We start from the raw sequence: 21,866 nt of genomic DNA, 5'->3' as shown, positions 1-21,866 counted from the left end.
GTTTCGTGCTAGAGACCGCCTCCACCCTGACGAAGCTGCGTACGCGCGGCGTCGTCGTCGTGCGGCGCGTGGAAGACGTCATCGACCTGAACTATGTCGGACTGGTCTTCGCCACGTTGTTCTTCGCGCTGTCGGTGACGCCGTCGTTGGTGCCGCGCGACTGGCTGTTCCAGGGTCTGATCAGTGGGGTCAACGCCGCGCTCGGCTACGGCGTCGGCTGCCTGCTCGAGTGGTTGTTCCGGCTGTGGGTGCGGCCGCGGTTGCAGAAGTTCCTGCCGCCGCCGCCCACCTGGGTGCGCTACGCCGTGAAGTCCGCGATCTTGTTCACCGCGGCGTTGAGTGCGGCGCTGATGCTGGTCCAGTCGGCGCGCTGGCAGCGCGAGATCACCGCGCTGATGGGCATGGAAGGCACCACGACACCGGCCTATCTGCGCACCGGATTGCTGAGCATGGCGGTCGGCGCGGCCGTGGTGGCCGCGTACCGGACGGTGCGCGAGACCATCCTGTTCCTGGCCCGGCTGCTCAACCGGTGGGTCCGGGTGCCGCGCGAGCTGGCGCCCGCCGCCGGCTTCCTGGTGCTCGTCGTGCTGACCGTGACGATCTTCAACGGTGTGGCCTCGCGCGCGTTCTTCGCCGTGGCCAATTCCGCGTTCAGCGTGCGCAACGACCACACGTCGACGAATGCGATCCAGCCGACCCAACCGGAACGGTCCGGCAGTCCTGCGTCCCTGGCCAAATGGGAGACCCTCGGGTTCGAGGGGCGCTGGTTCGTCTCGCACGGACCGACCGCGAGCAAGATCAGCGAGGTGACCGGCAAGCCCGCGCGCGAGCCGATCCGCGCCTATGTCGGGTTGGAGTCGGCCAAGAACGGCGAGGAACCCGCGGAGCTGGCGGCCGCCGAACTCGAACGCACCGGCGCCTTCGATCGCAAGGTGCTCGTGGTGGTGACGACCACCGGCACCGGCTGGGTCAATGCCATGGCGGCGGGTGCGATCGAATACATGTACGGCGGCGACAGTGCGATCATCGCCACGCAGTACTCGTATCTGCCGAGCGTGCTGTCGTTCCTGGCCGACCGTGGCAAAGCCGCGACGGCCGGAAAAGAGTTGTTCGACGCGGTATATCGGCACTGGAGCGCGCGCCCGCAACAGCAACGGCCGAAGCTGCTGGTCTACGGGGAGAGCCTGGGCTCGCAGGGCTCCGAGGCGGCGTTCGACGGGCTCGCCGACCTGCGCACGAAGGTGGACGGCGCGCTCTGGGTGGGGCCGCCGAACTCGAATCGCCTGTGGGAGCAGTTCGTTTCGCGGCGCGATCCGGGCTCACGCGAGGTCGAGCCGGTTTATGCGGACGGCTTGGTCGTGCGATTCGCCTCGGACAGTGCGGATCTCGCGCGTCCGTCCACCGAGTGGCGGCCGCCGCGGATCGCATACCTGCAACACGCCTCGGACCCGATCGTCTGGTGGTCGACGGATCTGATCTTCTCGCAACCGGATTGGCTGTCGGAACCGCGCGGTTCCGATGTCTCTTCACAGATGCGCTGGTGGCCGTTCGTCACCTTCTGGCAGGTGGCCGCCGACCTCACCAATGCCCAGGGCGTCACCGACGGGCACGGGCACCGCTACGGCAGCCTCGTGCTGGACGGCTGGGCGGCAGTGGCGGCGCCGCCGGACTGGTCGGCGGCGATGTCGGACCGGATCAGGGCGGAGATCGAGTCCGCCGAGGATTTCGAACGGAAGATCAAGTGAGCCGTTTACCGAAAGCCTTTGCTGCCGTCGGGATTCCGCTGGTTTGGAGCAATCTCGTGCTGCCCGGGCTCGGGCTCGGAGTGCGCGGGCGGACCGCGGCCAATGCGGGGTTCGCCACGGCTTACGCCGCTTCCTTTCGGGGTGTTCCTGATTGGTTTTCTGCGAAGGGTTTTCGTTACGGTGCGATGTCGGCTGCGCTGGTTGCCGCCGGTTACGGTGTGGCCCTTGCGATCCCGTCGGCGCGCCGAGGCTTGGCGGCGGCCGCTGATCGAGCGCCGGATGTTCCGGTCGCCGAGTGGGTCGGTGTGCACATCCCGATCGGCACGGTTTACAGCGAAGAGCTGATCTTTCGGGCGACGTTGGAACCCCTGCTGGACAAAGCTTTTGGTTCGATCGCCGGAACCGTGGTGGGTTCGTCTACCTTCGGCTGCTGGCATATCCATCCGGCGCGAGCCGCGGGTGACAGTGTGCCGGTGACCGTGGCCGCCACCGCCGCGGGTGGTTTCGTTCTCGGCTGGCTCCGCCGTCGTACAGCGAGCGCCACGGCTCCCGCTCTGCTGCATCTCGCCACGAATGTGGGTGGTGCCGTTGCGCCGCAATTGGCTCGGCGACTGTCCTTCGGGCAGGGCGAGACACGGCCATCGCTGCATGGGCCGGTTGGCGGGGGCGACCGCTAGCGCGTTCCGCCCCGGGCCGGCATGTGTTGCCGGCCGGGCACTTTGTGGTCGCCGAATTCCGCTGAATCGGCTGTGAACTGGCATTTCTGACGCTTCCGCGATGACTCTTGCGTACAACGTTCTGCCATGAGTACAGTGTTCGCAGCAGGAGAACGGCGTACGCGCCGACTGGAAGCAGGGCAGGAGAAGGACATGTCGAACACGGTGAACCAGGGCGTCGAAGATGGCCGGAAGCCAGGTGGAAATGCGGCTGGGCACGCGTTTTCCCTGGCGCATTGGCAGCAGCGGCTGGACGAACTGCGTGCCACGCACCATGTGCCCGGCGCAGCGCTGGCCGTGCTGGTCGACGGCGAAATCCACGAAATCGCCAGCGGGGTACTGCATCGCGGCACGGGTGTACCGGTCACCACCGATGCGGTGTTCCTGTGCGGGTCGGTCGCGAAGGTCTACACCGCGACGATGATCGTGCGGCTCGCGGATGCCGGCAAACTGGATCTCGACGCCCGGGTGCGGGATGTGCTGCCCGAGTTCGCGACGCCGGATGCCGAAGCGACCCAGCAGATCACGGTGCGTCAGCTGCTCAGCCACACCGGCGGCGTGACCAACGACTTCAACTTCGACGGTGGCCGCGGCGACGACTGCCTCGCCCGATATGTCGCGGCGGCAAGGGAAGTCGCGCTCGACTGCAAACCGGGGACGGCGATGTCCTACGGCAGCCTGGGCTACGGAGTGCTCGGGCGCATCATCGAGGTGATCACCGGCACCACCTTCGATCAGGCACTACAGGATCTGATCGCCACCCCGCTCGGCCTCGGCCAGCTGGTGACGCTGCCGGAACAGGCGCTGAAGTTCCCCACCGCGATGAGCCACCTCGGTGCGCCGGGGGCCTACCCCGAACCCGCGCCGGAGTGGGACATCATGCCGCGTGCGGTCGCGCCGATGGCCAGGGTGATCACCTCCGCTGGCGACATGGTGCGGTTCGCCCGCCTGCACCTCGACGGTGGTCGCGCCGCCGACGGCACCGTGCTGCTGTCCGCGCAAGCCGTTGCGGCGATGCAGGATCAGGTGGTGGAGGTGCCGGACAAGTGGTCGGTCAGCGCGGACGGATGGGGTCTGGGCTGGACCTTGTACGACTGGGACGGCATCAAAGGATTCGGCCACGACGGTGCCGCGATCGGCCAGTACGCGTACCTGCGGGTCGTCCCCGCGGCCGGGGTGGCGGTCGCGCTGCTCACCAATGGTGGTGGCGCGCGCCAGCTTTACGCGTCGCTGTTCCGTGAGCTGCTCGGCGAATTGGCCGGGGTGCGGGTGCCGGAAGCTTTCGCCCCGGCCGACCCGCCGGTGCAGGTGGACATCGCGCCGTTCGTCGGCACCTATCGGCGGGCCGGTGTCGTGATCACGGTCAGCAAGCGCGCGGACGGATCCGCGCACATGCTCTACGAATTCGTCGACGACATGAAGGACATGTCGCCGCCCCTGAGCATGGACCTCACCCCTGTCTCGCCCACCGTCTTCGCCGCCTCCGGCGCTGGCCCCTCATTCAGCGAGGACTACATGCCCGTCGTCTTCAGCACCCTCACCGACGGCACCGAAGCCTGCTACGTAGGCATGCGCGCCACCCCCAAACATCCCACCCCCTGAAGCCGGGTAGCGAGGGCGCCGGGGCGTCGGATCGGGGGTGGGGGTGCGTCGGTAATGTCGGTGGGGTGGCACGTCAGACGGTGAGTCCGGCCGAGTTGCGGTCGGCGGTGGATGCGGTGAGCGAATGGCTGCGGGACGAATCGGCGGCGGCGCCTGCGCGCACCGAACTCGCCGCGGCGGTCCGCGCGACGGCCCGCACACTGGCCGCTTCGGCACCGGGCCACTCGGTGGAGGTCCGGGTGCCACCGTTCGTCGCGGTCCAGTGCATCGAGGGCCCCCGCCACACCAGAGGCACACCCCCGAACGTCGTCGAAACCGACCCCCGCACTTGGCTACTCCTCGCCACCGGCCTCCTGGATTTCGACGCCGCCGGCACCGCCGGCACCCTCACCGCCTCCGGCAACCGCGCCCCCGAAGTAGCCCACTGGCTCCCCATCGCCCGCCTCACCACGGATTGAACCCTGCGGTGGCCCACTGGCGCCCCGCGCTGACGAACGGTGCGGTCCCGTCGAGCAGATAGCCGCCCACCGTGCGACGGGCGGCGAGCGACGGCGGTTCGGCCGCGCCGGCATAGCTGACACCGGCGCGGAGCCGCCCGTCCCGCAGATCCGCGGTGAGAATGCTGGTCAGGCTTCGACGCGGTTGGTGCGGTGCAGGCCTTTGCGGTCGTAGAAGCGGGTGATGGCGGCGCCGAAGGCCAGGCCGATGGCGAGGCCGAGGACGGCCATCCAGACGCCACGGGACAGGCCCGCTGCGAAATTCGCGTCGAAGTACAGGATGGCGCGGATGCCGAGGAACACCTGGTGCATCGGTTCGAAGGAGGCGAGCCAGCCGAAGTACTGCGGGGTCGCCTCGATCGGGACGGTGCCGCCGGAGGACGGGAGGCCCAGGATGATGAACAGGATCAGGTTCACCAGCAGGCCCGCCGAACCGATCGCGGCCAGCATGGACAACCCGGTGGCGCCGACGGCGATCATGGCGAGCGCGCTGTAGAGGAACAGTGCGAGCGGATGGTCGATCGGCATGTCCAGGATCTTGCCGACGATCAGGAAGACCGCCGAGACGATGTTCGCGGTCACCACCAGCACGCCCCACTTGATCAGCAGGGTGCGGAAGCGGGAGATCGGCGTCGGCGGATAGTGCACGTACCACGGCCCGTATTCGGTGGGAATGAAACCGAGTTGGGCGTCGATCATCGTGTGGATGACCATCGCGCCGACCACGCCGGCCAGCAGCAACAGCAGCGCGTAGAAGAACGCGGACAGGCCTTGGCCGGTGCCGTCGGGCAGCGGGCGATACTGCTGGACGACCACTTTCACCGGATCGGCGATCGCCAGCCGGGTCGCGCCGGACAGTTCGGGCGCGGGCGGCCCGCCGGGCTGCGGTTTCAGCTGTTCGTTCACCTGATCGGTGAGCTGCTTGCCGACCTGCTTGTTCACTTCGGTCAGCGCCTGATTGCCGACCCGCAACACGATCTGGGTGCCGAACGCGCCGGTGCGCGGGTTGGTCTGCAGCGTGATGATCGGGCGTTCCAGGTCGCCGGGGATCACGCTGCCGATGCCGAGATTGCCGAGCTGCTTGCTGAAGTCACTCGGAATCACGATCGCGCCGTAGACCTTGCCGGCCTGCAGCTGCCGTTCGGCCTCGCTGATGCTGATCACCTGCAGGTCGACCTTGTCCGCGGGCACCCCGGTGCGCAGTGCCTCGGTGATCTGCTCGCCGAAGTTGACCTGCTGCTGCCCGTCGGCCTTCTTGATGACATCGCCCACATCCTGATTCACCAGGGCGATCGGAAAGTCGTGCAGGTTCTTCTCCGGATCGACGACGTAATCCAGATACATGATGCCGAGCAGAGCGGTCAGCAGGGTCAGCACGGAGATGGGAAACAGCACCATACGGGCCCATGGCCGGCGCTGCGGTCCCGTTCCCGCCGTGTTCGATCCCGCTCCGCCGCCGGTGTCCGCGCTGTCGGTAGTCGTCACGGCAGGCACGGTAACAGTTACCGGCCCGCCTGCGCCGGGTCCTGGGGCGTGCTCGATTGCTGTCCGGATGCGGTGGCGAGTGATCGCGAACGAAGTTTCACCCGTAGAATGAAATCGCCCCCAGCCCGCCCGAACAGGGAGCAAACGGTGACCAACGCCGAACTGCCGGTCGTAAGCACATCCGCCACCCCCGATCAGGACGAGAACGAGCCACGCGAGGAGTGTGGCGTGTTCGGTGTCTGGGCCCCGAGCGAGGACGTGGCGAAGCTCACGTACTACGGGCTCTATGCCCTGCAGCATCGCGGCCAGGAGGCGGCGGGCATCGCGGTCTCCGACGGTTCGCAGATCTTGGTCTTCAAGGACCTGGGTTTGGTCAGTCAGGTTTTCGACGAGCAGACGCTGGCCGCCATGCCGGGCCATATCGCCGTCGGGCACTGCCGCTACTCCACCACGGGCGGGGTGACCTGGGAGAACGCACAGCCGATCTTCCGCACCACCGCGGTCGGCTCCGGACTTGCCCTGGGCCACAACGGCAATCTCGTCAACACCGCCGAATTGGCGGGCCGGGCAAGGGAACTCGGACTCATCGGCGCGACGGTGGCGAACGGCCGCCCGCAGCCGATCGCCGCGACCTCCGACTCCGACGTGATCACCGCGCTGCTCGCGCACGCCTCTGCCGATTCGAGCATCGAGCAGGCGGCGATGGAACTGCTGCCGACCTTGAAGGGCGCGTTCTGCCTGACCTTCATGGACGAGCACACCCTCTACGCCGCGCGCGACCCGCACGGCGTGCGCCCGCTGTGCCTCGGCCGGCTCGACCGTGGCTGGGTTGTTGCCAGTGAGACCGCGGCCCTGGACATCGTCGGCGCGGCGTTCGTCCGGGAGATCGAGCCGGGCGAACTGCTGGCGATCGACGCCGACGGCGTGCGCTCGATGCGGTTCGCCAACCCCGAGCCCAAGGGCTGTGTCTTCGAATACGTGTACCTGGCCAGGCCGGACAGCACGATCTCCGGCCGTTCGGTGCATGCCACCCGGGTCGAGATCGGTCGCCGCCTGGCCAAGGAACATCCGGTCGAGGCCGACCTGGTGATCCCGGTGCCGGAGTCCGGCACGCCGGCCGCGGTCGGGTACGCGCAGGGTTCCGGCGTGCCCTACGGCCAAGGCCTGATGAAGAACGCCTATGTGGGGCGCACGTTCATCCAGCCGAGCCAGACCATCCGTCAGCTCGGCATCCGGCTCAAGCTCAATCCGTTGCGTGAGGTGATCCGCGGCAAGCGGCTGATCGTGGTGGACGATTCGATCGTGCGCGGCAACACCCAGCGCGCCCTCATCCGGATGCTGCGTGAGGCGGGCGCGCTGGAGATCCATGTCCGGATCGCGTCGCCGCCGGTGAAGTGGCCGTGCTTCTACGGCATCGACTTCGCCTCGCCCGCGGAGTTGATCGCCAACGGTTCCGGCGCGGAGGGCAGCTTCGACGAGATGGTGGAGGGGGTGCGCCGCTCGATCGGCGCGGACACCCTCGGCTACATCTCCACCGAGGGCATGATCGCGGCGACCGAGCAGCCACGTTCGCGGTTGTGCTGCGCGTGCTTCGACGGCCACTACCCGATCCCGCTGCCCACCGAGGCGGCTATCGGCAAGAACGTGCTCGAGGGCATGCTCACCGGCCAGTCCGAGGCGGCCCTGCTGGCCGACAACGCCAACGCCAGCGCGCTCAGCCGCCCGTAGTCCCAATCTTTCGCGGTAAGCGAGGCGAGTCACTCCGGTGGCTCGCCTCGTGGCTTTTCCGGCCGTTTCGGTACGGCTGCGCAGTGTCCCTGATCGACTGTTCAGGCGAGTGCCGGTAACCCCGACACCGCGCGGGGTGTTTCCGGGACGGTTCTATTTGCCGCGATGATCGTCGGTCGGCGCGCTGAGGTGCGCGCTTGCCGGGTCGCGACTTTCGGCGAGTCGAATTCGCGCGCCGCATGGTTCCCGGTGTTTTGTCCATTTTGGAACCGTGGCGTCTTCGAGACGCGGAATCGGACGTTCTAGCCAGAACCTGGACATTCGTCCGGTGATCTGGCCCCTGTGATGCACTATTTGCAACGCTGGCTCACGTCCCGGCAATCTTTTCTGTGAAAACGCAACGTGCCGGAAATGGTTCGTGGGTACGGTGCCCGTCAGATCGGATGTTCAATTGTGTCCGCACCGGGCCTGCGATCCAGGACAACGCGGTGTGGCGCTCGAGAAGTGGGGCCCTGATGTTGGTTTCGAAAACACCTGGGGGCCGGACCCGGACGCGAACTATCGCGGCCGTCGGCCTGGCGACGCTGGTGGCGTCTGCCTTGGCCGGCTGCGGTTCGGGCCGGACCGGTGACGGTGGTGACGGTGGTGGCTTGCTTGCCGGCACTACGGACAAAATCTTCTCGCTCGACCCGGCGGCCGCCTATGACAACGGCTCCCTCGTCGCGGAAACGCAGTTCTACCAGTACGTACTGAACTTCGCGCCCGGCGACGCGACCCCGAAGCCGGACGCCGCGGAGAAGTGCGAGTTCACCAGCCCGACGGTGTACAGCTGCACCATGAAGCCGGGCCTCAAGTTCGCCAACGGCAACCCACTGACCGCCAAGAGCGTCAAGTTCTCCTTCGACCGGATGGTCAAGATCAATGACCCGAACGGTCCCGCGTCGCTGCTCGGCAACCTCGAGAAGACCGACGCCCCGGACGACCGCACGGTCAATTTCACGCTGAAGGTCGCCAATGACCAGACCTTCCCGGCGATCCTGCCGACCCAGGCCGGCCCGATCGTCGACGAGAAGGTGTACGCGGCGGACAAGGTGATGGCCGACGAGGAAGTCGTCAAGGCCAAGGGCTACTCGGGCCCGTACACGATCGCCAGCTACGACAAGAACAAGCTGGTCGAGTACAAGGCGAACCCGGACTACAACGGCATCCTCGGCACGCCGAAGTCCAAGACGGTGTCGACGAAGTACTACGCCACCACCGACAACATGAAGCTCGACCTGCAGAACGGGTCGCTCGACGTCGCATACCGGTCGCTGACGCCCACCGATATCGAATCGCTGCGCGGCGACAGCAAGGTCACCGTGCACGAGGGCCCCGGCGGTGAGCTGCGCTACATCGTGTTCAACATGAACACCATGCCGGGCGGCACGCCGGAGCAGAAGCTGGCCGTGCGCAAGGCGCTCGCGTCCACCGTCGACCGGGCCGCGCTGGCCAAGGGCGTGTACAAGAACACCTACCTGCCCGCGTACTCGTCTGTGCCGCAGGGTGTTCCGGGCGCGACCGAGCCGTTCAAGGACATCTACGGCGCCGATCCGAGCAAGGAGAAGGCGGCGAAGTTCCTCGCCGACGCCGGCGTCGCCACCCCGGTCGAGCTGAACCTGCAGTACAACCCGGACCACTACGGTTCGAGCAGCTCCGAGGAATACGCGGCGATCAAGTCGCAGCTCGAGGCCAGCGGCCTGTTCCGGGTCAACCTGCAGTCCACCGAATGGGTGAGCTACCAGCGCGAGCGCGCCCGCGACTCCTACCCGCTCTACCAGTTCGGCTGGTTCCCGGACTTCCCGGACCCGGACAACTACCTGACCCCGTTCTTCGGCCCGAACAACTTCCTGCAGTCGCACTTCGAGGATCCGAGCATCTCGGCGCAGCTGACCGCGGAGACCACGGAGAACGACAAGACCAAGCGCATGGAGATCTTGAAGAACGTGCAGCGTGACCTCGCGCAGAACCATCTGCCGATCGTTCCGCTCTTGTCCGGCAAGCAGATCGCGGTCTCGGGCAAGAATGTGCAGGGTGTCGAGCAGACACTCGACGCGTCCTTCAAGTTCCGTTACACGGTGCTGAGCAAGTGACATCCGGCGAAGCCGGGCCCGGGACGATAGCTGCTCCAGAAACGAAGCCAGCGCCGGCCCGGGCCCGGCGCTTCGGCGTGCCCCGAAAAGGGAAGGGCGGGAGTGATTCTCGCCAGCTCGCGCTGCTGCGCTACCTGGGCGTGCGCCTGCTGCTGATTCCGGTGACCGCGTGGATTCTCGCCACCGTGGTCTTCTTCCTCATGCGCGTGGCCGGTGACCCGATCAGCGCGGCAATGGGTGGCCGGATGACCCAGGACCAGATCGAGGCCCGCAAGGAGGCGGCCGGGCTGAACCGGCCGATCCTGACCCAGTACTGGGAGTACATCTCCGGCCTGTTCCGCGGCGATTTCGGCCGCTCCCAGGACAATCGGCAGATCAGCGAGGTGATCACCACCTACGGCGCCGCCTCGCTGGAGCTGATGTTCTGGGCGCTGATCGTCGCGTTCGCGATCGGCATCCCGCTCGGCCGTTACGCGGCGACGCACCGTGATTCGGTGTCGGACACCGGACTTCGGCTCTTCGCGATCCTGGCCTACGCGGCGCCGGTGTTCTTCGTCGGTCTGCTGCTCAAGCTGGTGTTCGCGGTCAAGCTGGGCTGGCTGCCGGTGGCCGGCCGCGCGAGCACCAACGTGGAACTGCAACTGCAGCACGTCTCGCCGAAGACCAACATCATGCTGGTCGACGGAATCCTGTACGGCGACGCCGGTTACATCGGCGACGTCCTGAAACACGCTGTGCTGCCCGCGATCGCGCTCGGCCTGCTCACCGCGGGCATCTTCCTGCGCCTGGTGCGGATCAACCTGATCCAGACGCTGCGTTCGGATTATGTGGACGCGGCCCGGGCTCGTGGCCTGTCCCGCCGGGTCGTCACCGGACGACATGCGTTCCGCAACGCGATGATTCCGATCGTCACCGTGATGGGCATGCAGATCGCGATGATGCTCGGCGGCGCGGTGCTCACCGAGACCACCTTCGAATGGAAGGGGCTCGGCTATCAACTCGCGACCTACCTCGCGGCCCGTGACTTCGTCGCGGTGCAGGGCATCGTCGCGTTCATCGCGGTGTTCATCGCCCTGATGAGCTTCCTGGTGGATGCCCTTGTGGCACTGATCGATCCGAGGGTGAGGTTCTGATGACCGCACCGGAATTGCTCAACGAGCCGGTGGTGACCCCGCCGGTGCCGCCGTCGGCCCGCCGTCGCCTGCCCGGCCTGCGGCTGTTCTCCATGACCGCGGGCCTGCAACGCGCGACGCTGATCCTCGGCTTGGCCCTGGTCGCGATCTTCGTGCTCGCGGCCGTCTTCGCGCCGCTGATCGCGCCCTACGGTTTCGCGCAAAGTGCCGCCGACGGCGTGGATTTCGTCCGTCAGCAGGCGCCCTCGGCCGACCACTGGTTCGGCACCTCGGTGCGCGGTGAGGACGTGTTCTCCCGGGTGATCTGGGGTGCGCGCACCGCACTGTTCGTGATCGTGATCTCGCTGGTGCTCTCGCTGTTCATCGGCGTACCGCTCGGCCTGCTGTCGGGTTACCTCGGCCGCTGGTTCGACCGGGTGCTGGTGCTGTTCATGGACGCCATGTACGCCTTCCCGACGCTGCTGCTGGCGATCGTGGTGTCCATCGTGGTCGCGGGCGGTCGCTCCACCAGCTTCGGCGGCGTGCTCTCCGCGGCGGTGGCGATCACGGCCGTCTTCGTGCCGCAATACTTCCGCGTGGTGCGCAACGCGACGGTCGCGGTGAAGAACGAACCCTATGTCGATGCCGCCAGGGTGACCGGGGCCTCGACGGCGCGAATCCTGTTCCGGCACATCTTCGCCAACGTCACCCAGTCGTTGCCGGTGATCGTCACCCTGAACGGGTCCGAAGCCATCCTCACGCTGGCCGGCCTCGGCTTCCTCGGGTTCGGTATCGAGCCGACCCAGGCCGCCGAATGGGGTTACGACCTGAACAAGGCGCTGTCGGACGTGTCCAACGGCATCTGGTGGACCGGCATCTTCCCCGGTTTCGCCATCGTGCTCGTCGTGCTCGGCATGACCCTGGTCGGCGAGAGCCTCAACGAGGTGCTCAACCCGATCCTGCGGACCCGGCGCGCCGTTTCGGCGGCGCCCGGTGACGCGATCACCGTCGAGTCCGCCACGGACCCCGAAAGTGCCACGGCGACAGCCGGAGCCGAGCCCGCTGTCGGCCTGACGAAGGACGGCACCGCCGGGAAGGAGACGTCATGACCAAGTCGGTACCGGTGGCCGAGCGGGATCGTCCCGCGCTGTCCATCGCGTCGCTGTCGGTCACCTTCGCGACCGACGCCGGACCCGTGTACGCGGTGAAAGACGTGTCCTACGAGGTGTATCCGGGCGAGGTGCTGGCCATCGTCGGCGAATCCGGCTCGGGTAAATCGGTGAGCTCGCGCACCGCGATGGGCCTGCTGCCGCTGACCGCGCGGGTGAACGGTCTGGTGACCCTCGGTACCCAGACCATCACCTCGATGAACGAACGCCAGCTCACCGCCCTGCGCGGCGGCGCGATCTCGATGGTGTTCCAGGAGCCGGGCCTCGCGCTCGACCCGCTGTTCACCGTCGGCTTCCAGATCGGCGAGGCGCTGCGCGCGCATTCGGACATGAGCAAGAAGGACGCGAAGGCGCGCGCGGTCGAACTGCTCCGCATGGTCGGCCTGCCCGACCCCGAGCACCGGGTGGACTATTACCCGCACCAGCTCTCGGGTGGGCAGAAACAGCGCGTGGTGATCGCCATCGCCATCGCCTGCGAGCCGAAGGTGATCATCGCCGACGAGCCGACCACCGCGCTCGACGTGACCGTGCAGGCCGAGATCCTCGAACTGCTGCGCGATCTGCGCGACCGGATCGGCAGTGCCATCGTGCTGATCACGCACAACATGGGCGTGGTGGCCGACCTGGCCGACCGCGTCGTGGTGATGCGCAACGGCAAGGTGGTCGAGCAGGCGCCGGTGGACGAGCTGTTCGCCAGCCCGAAAGCGGACTACACCAGGGCACTGCTCGCGGCCGTCCCGCACCTGGGCACCGAGCAGCTGGCACACGGCCCGGCCAAGGAGGTCGACACGACCGCCGAGCCGGTGCTCGAAGTGTGCGATCTGGTGGTCGAGTTCCCCGGCTCGTTCGGACGGCCGCCGTTCCGCGCAGTCGACGATGTGAACCTGTGCATCGGACCGGGCGAAACCCTCGGTCTGGTGGGCGAATCCGGTTCCGGCAAGTCGACCATCGGCCGCTGCGTCGCCGCGCTGCAACGCCCCACCTCGGGTGTGGTCAAGGTGCGCGGGCAGGACATCGCCGGACTGTCCGGGCGCAAGCTGCGGCCGATCCGGCGGCGCTTCGGGTTCGTGTTCCAGGACCCGGCCAGCTCGCTGAATCCGCGGCTCACCGTCGGCGAGTGCGTCGCCGAACCGCTGATCGTGCACCAGGCGGGCAGCTCGGCCGAGATCAAGGCGCGAGTCCGCAAGCTGCTCGACGACGTGCAACTGCCCGCGGGGACCGAACGCCGGTATCCGCACGAGCTGTCCGGCGGCCAGCGGCAGCGCGCCAGCCTGGCCAGGGCGCTCGTGCTGGATCCGGATCTGCTCGTCGCCGACGAACCGACCAGCGCGCTGGACGTTTCCGTGCAGGCCGCGGTGCTCGAGCTGTTCGGTCAGCTGCAGCGCGAATGTGGGTGGGCGTGCCTGTTCATCAGCCACGACCTGGCGGTGGTCGATCAGCTCGCCGACCGGATCGTGGTGCTGCGCAACGGCGCGGTGGTGGAACAGGGTGACCGGGATCGCATCCTGCGGGCACCGCAGCAGGAGTACACCCAGCGCCTGGTCGCGGCGGTGCCGGTGCCCGATCCGGTGGAGCAGCGGCGCCGGCGCGCGGCCAGCGCCGGACTGTTCGCCACCGAGATCGACGACGTCGAGGTACAGACGGGATAATCTGGCGAGTGATTTCCCGCGCAGCTGGGTAACTCGCCGGGCACCCGTCGACGGCGCCGCGGGGCGCGACCACCGGCCAGGTTGTCAAGTCCCGCGGCGCCGGCAAGCGGTAAAAGACGCCGAGAGGCGGGCAGCACGAAGCAATACCGGTGCTGGGCTGTTATTCGTCTCCGGTAGCGTGAGCAGGCATCTATCCGCCGATTCGGTTTGGAGCTTTCCCCGAAAATGACTGAACAGACCCCCAGTGGTGGTGCCTCTTACGCCGCGGCAGGCGTGGATATCGAGGCAGGTGACCGCGCAGTCGAGTTGTTCGGGCCATTGGCGAAGAAGGCGAGCCGACCCGAGGTGCAAGGCGGCCTCGGCGGATTCGCCGGACTGTTCGCACTGAAGGGCGGCTACCGCGAGCCGTTGCTCGCCGCGTCCACCGACGGGGTCGGTACCAAGATCGCGGTCGCGCAGGCGATGGACAAGCACGACACCGTCGGACTGGACCTGGTCGCGATGGTCGTCGACGACCTGGTGGTGTGTGGCGCGGAACCGCTGTTTCTGCAGGACTACATCGCCATCGGCAAGGTCGTCCCGGAGAAGGTCGCCGAGCTGGTCTCCGGCATCGCCGAGGGCTGCGTGCGGGCCGGTTGCGCGTTGCTGGGCGGGGAAACCGCCGAACATCCCGGCCTGATGGATGCCGACGACTACGACCTGTCCGCGACCGGCGTCGGCGTCGTCGAGGCCGACGCGGTGCTCGGCCCCGACCGGGTGCGTCCCGGCGACGTGGTGATCGCCATGGGCTCCTCGGGCCTGCACTCCAACGGCTACAGCCTCGCCCGCAAGGTGCTGCTCGACATCGACCGCATGTCGCTCACCGGGCACGTCGAGGAGTTCGGCCGGACCCTCGGCGAAGAACTGCTCGAGCCGACCCAGATCTACGCCAAGGACTGCCTGGCCCTGATCGCCGAAACCGATGTGCGCACCTTCGCCCACGTCACCGGCGGTGGCCTGGCCGCCAACCTCGGCCGCGTGCTGCCCGCCGGCATGGTCGCCGAGCTGGATCGCGGCACCTGGAACCCCGCGCCGGTCTTCAAGATGATCGCGCAGCGCGGCCGGGTGGAGCGGGTCGAGATGGAGAAGACGTTCAACATGGGCGTCGGCATGGTCGCCGTCGTCGCCCCCGAAGACGTCGACCGCGCCCTCGCCGTACTGACCGCCCGCCACATCGAATGCTGGACCCTGGGCACCGTCAAGAAAGCCAAAGACACCGACGCCCTGCGCGCCGTCCTCGTCGGCGAACACCCGCGCTTCTGAGAGTTCGCGTCCGGCCGACCATGCGTCCGTCCGCCGCACGTGCTGTGTCGGCCCGTCTCGCAGAGCAGACGCAAGACCCCTGCCCGGTGCACCGCAGCTACCCCTGTGATGCACCGGGCAGACGCTTGCGTGCCCCGTGGCCCCGTGGCCTCGCAGCCCCGTCAGCCTCGCCCATTCGATCGCCGCGCACGTTTGGTGCGGCGCGCGCGAAATAGTCGGCTATTCCGCGCGCGGGACGCTGAGATGTGCGCGGGAGACTGAGGTGCCGGTGCCCGCTGGGTTGCGGTGCCCAAGGCTGGCGCCGGGTGGCCGCGCGCTGCGGATGTCGGGTCGAATCCTCGTTGGGCTCGGCTCGGCTTCGGGACGCGGCAGGGAGGTCGATGTTCGGCGGGATGAGCCCAGCGGCGGAGTGGGGACTCACCTCATCGGGTGTGCTGACCCGTGTGCTCGGCGCAGCGTGAAATCAACGCATCGGGAAATCAACGCAGCGTCCCGCATCGCTCGGATGCGGGACGCTGGTGTGTTGTAAGGCTTTTCGGCGGAGGCCGTCGACACTGGGCAACGGCTGAAGGGGGAGGCACGCGACCTCCCCCTTCATGCGTTGCTTCGAGTCAGCGGCGCCAGTCGTCGTAGTCGTCCTCTTCCCAACGGGTAGAGGACTCGTCCGCGTTGTGCTCATCGGACAACACACCACTCCGTTGGGAGTTGGGGCTGCCCGAAAGCTCGCGCTGAAGGCTCGCGAAGTCGCTCGGCGGGCTGCTGTACTTCAGCTCGCGTGCGACCTTGGTCTGCTTTGCCTTAGCCCGGCCACGGCCCATGGCTGACCCCCTCGCGTCACTGCGGGGCGGCCTGGGGTTTGGTTGGCGGCCCCGTTCGAATTAATACTCTTCCTGACAGACACTTTAGCGTGTGTCCGGCGGTCTCGCTTCCAGGAGTGGGTGAAGAACTCCCGAAGAGGTTCCGTTTGCCCGGTTGTCGCCCTTGACCGGGGCGGCTACAGCACTCCGGGAATCGCTCGGATGACGCCGACGCGAGCGCCGCCACCGAGTACCGCAGGGGCCGCCAACTCGGCATGCGCGTCGGACCAATCGACCCCGATTCGATGCAAAATGGCCAGCGTCAGGGGCATTCGGGCACGGTCGTGACCGTCGTCGATCTTGTAGGCGAAGGCGGTGCCGTCGGGTAGCGCGCCCGCGTGCACCCCGTCCGCGCCGATCTTGCAGACGAGTCCGGGGGTGGCCTGCATAGCTGACAAATCGGGTGCGTTGGTGCCCGAAATCACTCGCGGATGGGCGCGGATGGCGTCGGCGACGCGCCGCTCCGGCGCGTCCGGCGCGGCAGTGGCCATCGTGGCGAACACCCGGGCCAGGTTCACCAGCGAGACCGGAATGATCGGCAGTCCGCAACCGTCGATGCCGAGATCGGTCTCGGGTTCGCCGGTCAGTTCGGCGACGGTGGCGATGACCGCCTGCTGCAGTGGATGCGCGACGTCGAGGTAGCCCTCGGTCGGCCAGCCGTTGATCGCGCAGGTCGCCAGCATCGCGGCATGCTTGCCGGAGCAGTTCATGTAGATCCGTCGCGGTTCCTGCGACCCGGACAGCACGGCCGCCCGCGCCTTGTCGTCGACCGGCAGGTCCGGCGGGCATTCGAGGGATTTCTCGTCGAAACCGAACCGGTCGAGCAGTCGGCGGACCAGCGCGATGTGATCGGGTTCGCCGTAGTGCGAGGCGGTCGCGATGGCGAGCTCGGCGTCGTCGAGTGGTTCGAAACCGTGCCGCAGCAAGGTGATCGCCTGCATCGGCTTGTTGGTGGAGCGCGGGAAGATCGGCAGATGCACCTCGCCGAGGGCGAGCGTTGGCTCACCCGCGGGATCGAGGATCACCACCGAGCCGCGGTGCACGCACTCGCGGAAACCGGAGCGGACTACTTCGACCAGATCCACACTCACAGCTGTGCTCCCGTGTCGAGTTCGGCGGCGCGCCGGTCGGCGACGCCGGAGACGGTGGCCGCGCCGGTCCGGCGCTGCGCGGCGCGTGCGGCGTTCGCGTGCCTGCGCGCGTGCCGCTCGATCTGCATGCGCACATCGTCGGAGATGGTCGGTTCCGCGGCGAGCAGGATGGCCAGCAGATCCGGATCCTGGCCGGTGAACAGGTCACGGACAGTCACGCCGTGCTCGGGTACATGCTGCACGGTCACCGTGTCGCCCGCGCCGATCGTGCCCTCGGTGAGCACCCGGAAGTAGGCGCCGGTGTCGCTGCGCAGCGTGAACCGCTTGACCCACTGGGCTTCTCCGCTCCAATGCTGAAACGTCGCGCACGGCACGCGGGGCGCGCTCACCTCGAGCAAGGTGTCGCCGATGGCCACGCGGGCACCGAAAACCGCGTCGCTGATCGGTAATCCGGACACGCGTAGATTCTCGCCGAACCAGCCCGCGGGCAACTCCCGATCGAGTTCGCCGGCCCAGCGCCGGGCGTCCTCGTCGGCGTAGGCGTAGACCGCCTGGTGCACACCGCCGTGGTGGGCGGTGTCGCAGACGTGGTCGCCGTCGAGACCCAGCGCCCGCACCGGCACCCGGTCCGGGCGCGGTCGCTTGTCGATGGCGGAGCGGCCGACCCGAGTGGGTACCTCGATCTCGGCGTGCACCACGCACACCGCGAGTACTTCGCCGGTGTCACCGGGGCGCATGGACGCTCCTTTCGCGGTGTGTTCTGGTCGGTGGGTGCGCGGGGCCGGCGCGGTGGCGCGCCGCCATGCGGCTTGCGCCCCTCCGGAATTCGATCGGCATCGGTGGGTCAGCGGCCGCGCAGTCGATCGACGGCGAGCCGGCCCGCCTGCGGTGCGTCGTCGGCGGGCACCGAGTCGGGATCGATGGCCGCGGCCGTCGGGCCGGCCGTGAGCTGGGTGTCCACCGGGATCGTGCGTTTGATCAGCGCGAGGGCGATCGGGCCGAGTTCGTAGTGGTCGATCACCGTGCCGAGGCGGCCGATGGCCCGGCCGCCCGCGGTGACGTCGTCACCCGCCGCCGGCCGTTCGTCGGCGGATCCGTCGAGATGCAGCAGCACCAGATGCCGCGGCGGCTTGCCGAGATTGTGCACCCGCGCCACGGTTTCCTGACCGCGATAGCAGCCCTTGTCCAGGTGCACCGCGCCGTACTCGGTGACGCCGCCGATCCAGCGGGCCTCGTGCGGGATGGTGCGGTCGTCGGTGTCGAGGCCGATCCGTGGGCGCACGGCCGCGACCCGCAGCGCCTCGAACGCCCACATGCCGGCCGGCGCGGCACCCGCCGCGACGAGCTTGCCCCACCGGTCGGCGAGTTCCGCGCGCGGAACCACCAGGTCGAAGGAGTCGGCGACCGGCCACGGCATCCGCCGCACGAAACCGCCGCCGGGCAGCGCCACGGCCTCGTAGACGCCGGGCACGGAGTCGACGCCGAGCGCGGCGAGCACCTCGGGCGCATTCGGCCCGAGCAGACTGAGCACGGCGTGCTCGGATTCGACCGGCTGCGCGTCGGCCCAGAAGACCATCTTGCGCAGGAACTCCAGCAGTGCGGGGCCGCGGTCGCCTTCGGTGTCGATCCACACCGTGGCGTCGAGTTCGGTGAGCACGAAATGGTTCAGCACCCGGCCGTTGAGGTCGAGGTCGAGGCTTTCCGCGGACTGCCCGTCGGTGAGGGCTGCGATGTGCTGGCTGGTGATGGTGTGCAGCCAGGTCAGCCGCTCGGCGCCGGCGATGTTCAGCACGAATCGATGCGAGCGATCGACGACCGCGGCCCGCTGCACGGCTGTCCGCTGTTCGCCGAGCGGGTCACCGTAATGCCACGCCACGGCGGCATCCGGCGAACCGGGCGCTCCCGCGACGGCTCCCGGTGTAGACAGGATGGGGCTGGGTGCAACGACCACGGACACGTTTCCACTGTAGGCCGGGTCCGCGATGGGTGCCCGAACCGGGGCTCGCGGAACGCGTTCGCGACACCATCTCGGCGGCCCGGCGACGACGCGGTGATGAACCCCGCGCGACCCGCGGTAAAAGATGGACCGAAGTCTGCCGTGACCTGAGCGCGACCAACCAACACCGCCTAGTCTCGACGCATGGTAGATCGGGTTCTTGTCTCACTCGACGGCGCGGTCCGGGACGCGGACGCGCCGTTGGTGTATGCGGACGATATCGGGCTTCTGCGGGGCGACGGTATTTTCGAAACGGTACTGGTGCGTGCGGGCAACGCGTGCGCGATCGAATTCCACCTAGGCAGGCTGCGCCGCTCGGCGCAGGCGCTCGATCTGCCGGAGCCGGAACTGGGGCGGTGGCGTGCGGCGGTGGAGCGGGCCGCGAAAGAGTGGGGCGCCGATCGCGAGGGTGTGATGCGGCTGGTGCTCACCCGCGGGCGTGACTCGGAACTGTCCGGGGTCGCGGAGAAGGTCACCTCCGGTGATCTCGCGGCCGCGGTGCCCGTGCCGACCGCCTACGTGCTGGTGCTACCCGTGCCCGATCGGGTGCAGAAGGCTCGTACCGAGGGTGTCGCGGTGGTGACCCTCTCCCGGGGCATCTCGATCGATCTCGCGCAGGCCGCGCCCTGGCAGTTGCTCGGCGCGAAGACGCTCTCCTATGCCTCCAATATGGCGGCCCTGCGTTTCGCCGCCCGGATGGGCGCCGACGACGTGATCTTCACCAGCACCGAGAACCGGGTGCTCGAGGGGCCGCGCTCCTCCGTGGTGATCGCGCGGGACAAGCAGCTGCTCACCCCACCCGCGAAAAACGGTGTGCTGCCTGGCGTCACCCAGCGCGCGCTGTTCGCCGAGGCGCAGAAGGCCGGTTGGGAGTGCACCTACAAGTCGCTGTTCACCGCGGACCTGCTGACCTGTGACAGCATCTGGCTGCTCTCCAGCATCTCGCTCGCGGCGCGGGTGAATTCGCTGGACGGGCTGCGGATGTCGGCGCCGGACAACGCGGCCGAGATCGTCGATCTGGTGGACCGCGGTGTCGAGCGGGCGGGTGCCATCGGCGACTGGTGACGACCGCCTCCGCACGTCCGGTCGACTGCCCACGACCGGCGCCGCCGAGGTGATCTCCGTCTAATCGAGGCGCGGTCCGGCGCGCCCGAACTCGGCGAAGGTCTTTTCGGGGCCGAAAGGCCCGGTGTGTCGTGTCCTACGACGCATTGCTCGACCCTCCCTCCGGCGTAGTCTTTACTACGACACGTCGTAGACCGGCAGGAGGTTCAAAGGTGAACGCGCTGGACATCTCGCGATGGCAGTTCGGCATCACGACCGTCTACCACTTCCTGTTGGTGCCGCTGACCATCGGCCTCGCGCCCTTGGTCGCCGCCATGCAGACCGCGTGGGTGATCACCGGCAAGGAGCACTGGCTCCGGCTGACCAAGTTCTTCGGCAAACTGTTCCTGATCAACTTCGCGCTCGGCGTCGCCACCGGCATCGTGCAGGAATTCCAGTTCGGCATGAACTGGAGCGAATACTCCCGCTTCGTCGGCGACGTGTTCGGCGCACCGCTCGCGCTGGAAGGTCTGGTGGCCTTCTTCATGGAATCGACCTTCCTCGGCCTGTGGATCTTCGGCTGGTCCCGGCTGCCGAAACTCGCGCACCTGGCCGCGATCTGGATGGTCGCCATCGGCGTGAACGCCTCGGCGTACTTCATCGTCGCCGCCAACTCGTTCATGCAGCATCCGGTCGGGGCGCGGTTCAACCCGGAAACCGGGCGCGCCGAACTCGAGAGCATCGTCGCGGTGCTCACCAACAACACACTGCTGGCGGCCTTTCCGCACGTGGTCGCCGGATCCTTCGTCACGGCAGGCACTTTCGTCGCCGGTATCGCGGGTTGGTGGATGGTGCGCAAGGCGCGCACCGGGGACGCCGCGGAGATCACCGAGGCGCGCACCATGTGGCGGCCCGCCGCCCTGGCCGGCATCTGGGTGATGCTCGTCTCGCTGGGCGCGCTGTTCCTCACCGGTGACACGCAAGGCAAGCTGATGTTCGAACAGCAGCCGATGAAGATGGCCTCGGCGGAATCGTTGTGCCACACCGCGACCGACCCGGACTTCTCCATCCTCACGGTCGGCACGCACAACAACTGCGACAGCGTCACGCACGTGCTCGAGGTACCCGGCGTGCTGCCCTACCTCGCCAAAGGCAAGTTCAGCGACGTCACGCTGCCCGGTGTCGTCGACCTGCAACAGGAGTACAACGCGAAATACGGTGTCGGCGACTACCGGCCCAACCTGTTCGTCACCTACTGGTCCTTCCGCGCCATGATCGGCCTCGCGGCCGGCTCGGCTCTGCTTGCCCTGGCCGGACTGTGGCTCACCCGGCGTGGGCGCGTGCCGAACCAGCGCTGGTTCGCCTGGCTCAGCCTGCTCGTCATCCCGACGCCGTTTCTGGCCAACAGCGCGGGCTGGGTGTTCACCGAAATGGGCAGGCAGCCATGGGTTGTCGCGCCCAACCCGACCGGCGACCCGAACCTGCGGCTGACCGTGCAGCAGGGCGTGTCCAACCATTCGCCCGGCGTGGTGCTGTTCTCGCTGATCACCTTCACGCTGCTGTACGGCGCGCTCGCCGTCGTCTGGTTCTACCTGATGCGGCGTTATGTGGTGCACGGACCGGAACAGCCCGCCGCGAGCCCGCCCACCGACTCGGGGCCGGACAAACCCGCGGGACCGGCCGGACGCTCCGGCGAAGAGCCTGCCGTCGAACAACTTTCGTTCGCCTACTAGGAGCCGAC

The 21,866-nt window shown here is 68.0% G+C and carries 17 protein-coding genes; 12 read left to right on the top strand and 5 right to left on the bottom strand.

The features are described from left to right. The first annotated feature begins 5 nt into the window (after positions 1 to 5). The 4 genes from TY25_RS31035 to TY25_RS31020 all read left to right on the top strand — a co-directional run bounded on the left by TY25_RS31035 (position 6) and on the right by TY25_RS31020 (position 4,521). The gene (locus TY25_RS31035) at positions 6 to 1,745 is read left to right on the top strand and encodes an alpha/beta hydrolase (RefSeq protein ID WP_042262104.1); all 1,740 of its coding nucleotides are present in this window, start codon (positions 6 to 8) and stop codon (positions 1,743 to 1,745) included. Continuing rightward, a complete protein-coding gene (locus tag TY25_RS31030; protein WP_052383298.1) occupies positions 1,742 to 2,422 on the top strand; it encodes a CPBP family intramembrane glutamic endopeptidase in 681 nt (226 codons plus the stop codon). Before TY25_RS31035 ends, TY25_RS31030 begins: the two co-directional genes overlap by 4 nt. Before the next feature lie 126 nt (positions 2,423 to 2,548). Then, complete coding sequence (locus TY25_RS31025) at positions 2,549 to 4,063, top strand: serine hydrolase domain-containing protein (protein WP_226887077.1); 1,515 nt, start codon at positions 2,549 to 2,551, stop codon at positions 4,061 to 4,063. 65 nt (positions 4,064 to 4,128) lie between these two features. Further along, complete coding sequence (locus TY25_RS31020; protein WP_042262099.1) at positions 4,129 to 4,521, top strand: sterol carrier family protein; 393 nt, start codon at positions 4,129 to 4,131, stop codon at positions 4,519 to 4,521. Positions 4,522 to 4,689: 168 nt separating this feature from the next. On the opposite strand, the gene TY25_RS31015 is transcribed toward TY25_RS31020, so the two are convergent. Further along, a complete protein-coding gene (locus tag TY25_RS31015) occupies positions 4,690 to 5,958 on the bottom strand; it encodes a YhgE/Pip domain-containing protein (protein WP_042262094.1) in 1,269 nt (422 codons plus the stop codon). A gap of 234 nt (positions 5,959 to 6,192) precedes the next feature. Here TY25_RS31015 and purF point away from each other — a divergent pair, with 234 nt between their 5' ends. The 6 genes from purF (at position 6,193) to purM (ending at position 15,137) form a co-directional block, all read left to right on the top strand. Then, positions 6,193 to 7,773, top strand: coding sequence for an amidophosphoribosyltransferase (gene purF / locus TY25_RS31010; RefSeq protein ID WP_042262092.1), 1,581 nt, complete (start codon positions 6,193 to 6,195; stop codon positions 7,771 to 7,773). 515 nt (positions 7,774 to 8,288) lie between these two features. After that, a complete protein-coding gene (locus tag TY25_RS31005; protein ID WP_081869212.1) occupies positions 8,289 to 9,905 on the top strand; it encodes an ABC transporter substrate-binding protein in 1,617 nt (538 codons plus the stop codon). Positions 9,906 to 10,027: 122 nt separating this feature from the next. Continuing rightward, complete coding sequence (locus TY25_RS31000) at positions 10,028 to 11,038, top strand: ABC transporter permease (protein ID WP_226887514.1); 1,011 nt, start codon at positions 10,028 to 10,030, stop codon at positions 11,036 to 11,038. Between the two features lie 92 nt (positions 11,039 to 11,130). Then, positions 11,131 to 12,126, top strand: a complete 996-nt coding sequence (locus tag TY25_RS30995; RefSeq protein ID WP_226887513.1) for an ABC transporter permease — start codon at positions 11,131 to 11,133, stop codon at positions 12,124 to 12,126. Further along, entirely contained in the window at positions 12,123 to 13,835 is a 1,713-nt protein-coding gene (locus tag TY25_RS30990) for an ABC transporter ATP-binding protein (protein WP_042262086.1), read from the top strand. Before TY25_RS30995 ends, TY25_RS30990 begins: the two co-directional genes overlap by 4 nt. A 225-nt stretch (positions 13,836 to 14,060) precedes the next feature. Continuing rightward, positions 14,061 to 15,137: a phosphoribosylformylglycinamidine cyclo-ligase gene (gene purM, locus TY25_RS30985; protein ID WP_029898795.1), complete on the top strand. Its 1,077-nt coding sequence runs from the start codon at positions 14,061 to 14,063 to the stop codon at positions 15,135 to 15,137. Positions 15,138 to 15,748: 611 nt separating this feature from the next. On the opposite strand, the gene TY25_RS30980 is transcribed toward purM, so the two are convergent. From TY25_RS30980 to ygfZ, 4 genes are all read right to left on the bottom strand, one after another. Further along, the gene (locus TY25_RS30980; RefSeq protein WP_014981474.1) at positions 15,749 to 15,955 is read right to left on the bottom strand and encodes a DUF3073 domain-containing protein; all 207 of its coding nucleotides are present in this window, start codon (positions 15,953 to 15,955) and stop codon (positions 15,749 to 15,751) included. A 176-nt stretch (positions 15,956 to 16,131) separates the two neighbouring features. After that, the gene (locus TY25_RS30975; RefSeq protein ID WP_042262083.1) at positions 16,132 to 17,085 is read right to left on the bottom strand and encodes an asparaginase; all 954 of its coding nucleotides are present in this window, start codon (positions 17,083 to 17,085) and stop codon (positions 16,132 to 16,134) included. Next, positions 17,082 to 17,822 carry an MOSC domain-containing protein gene (locus tag TY25_RS30970; protein ID WP_042262081.1) on the bottom strand — a complete coding sequence of 247 codons (741 nt, stop codon included), beginning with the start codon at positions 17,820 to 17,822 and terminating at the stop codon, positions 17,082 to 17,084. The genes TY25_RS30975 and TY25_RS30970 overlap by 4 nt, the downstream gene beginning before the upstream one ends. 107 nt (positions 17,823 to 17,929) lie before the next feature. Next, positions 17,930 to 19,042 (bottom strand): CAF17-like 4Fe-4S cluster assembly/insertion protein YgfZ, encoded by a 1,113-nt coding sequence (ygfZ, locus tag TY25_RS30965; protein WP_042262080.1) that lies wholly within the window; start codon positions 19,040 to 19,042, stop codon positions 17,930 to 17,932. A gap of 183 nt (positions 19,043 to 19,225) precedes the next feature. Here ygfZ and TY25_RS30960 point away from each other — a divergent pair, with 183 nt between their 5' ends. Then, the gene (locus tag TY25_RS30960; RefSeq protein ID WP_042262078.1) at positions 19,226 to 20,146 is read left to right on the top strand and encodes an aminodeoxychorismate lyase; all 921 of its coding nucleotides are present in this window, start codon (positions 19,226 to 19,228) and stop codon (positions 20,144 to 20,146) included. A 212-nt stretch (positions 20,147 to 20,358) separates the two neighbouring features. Continuing rightward, positions 20,359 to 21,858, top strand: a complete 1,500-nt coding sequence (locus tag TY25_RS30955) for a cytochrome ubiquinol oxidase subunit I (protein ID WP_042262077.1) — start codon at positions 20,359 to 20,361, stop codon at positions 21,856 to 21,858. Positions 21,859 to 21,866 lie beyond the last annotated feature (8 nt).

It is taken from the genome of Nocardia brasiliensis NBRC 14402, assembly GCF_000308475.2.
GTDB classification, from domain to species: domain Bacteria; phylum Actinomycetota; class Actinomycetes; order Mycobacteriales; family Mycobacteriaceae; genus Nocardia; species Nocardia brasiliensis.
This window is presented reverse-complemented; position numbering and strand designations above follow the sequence as displayed.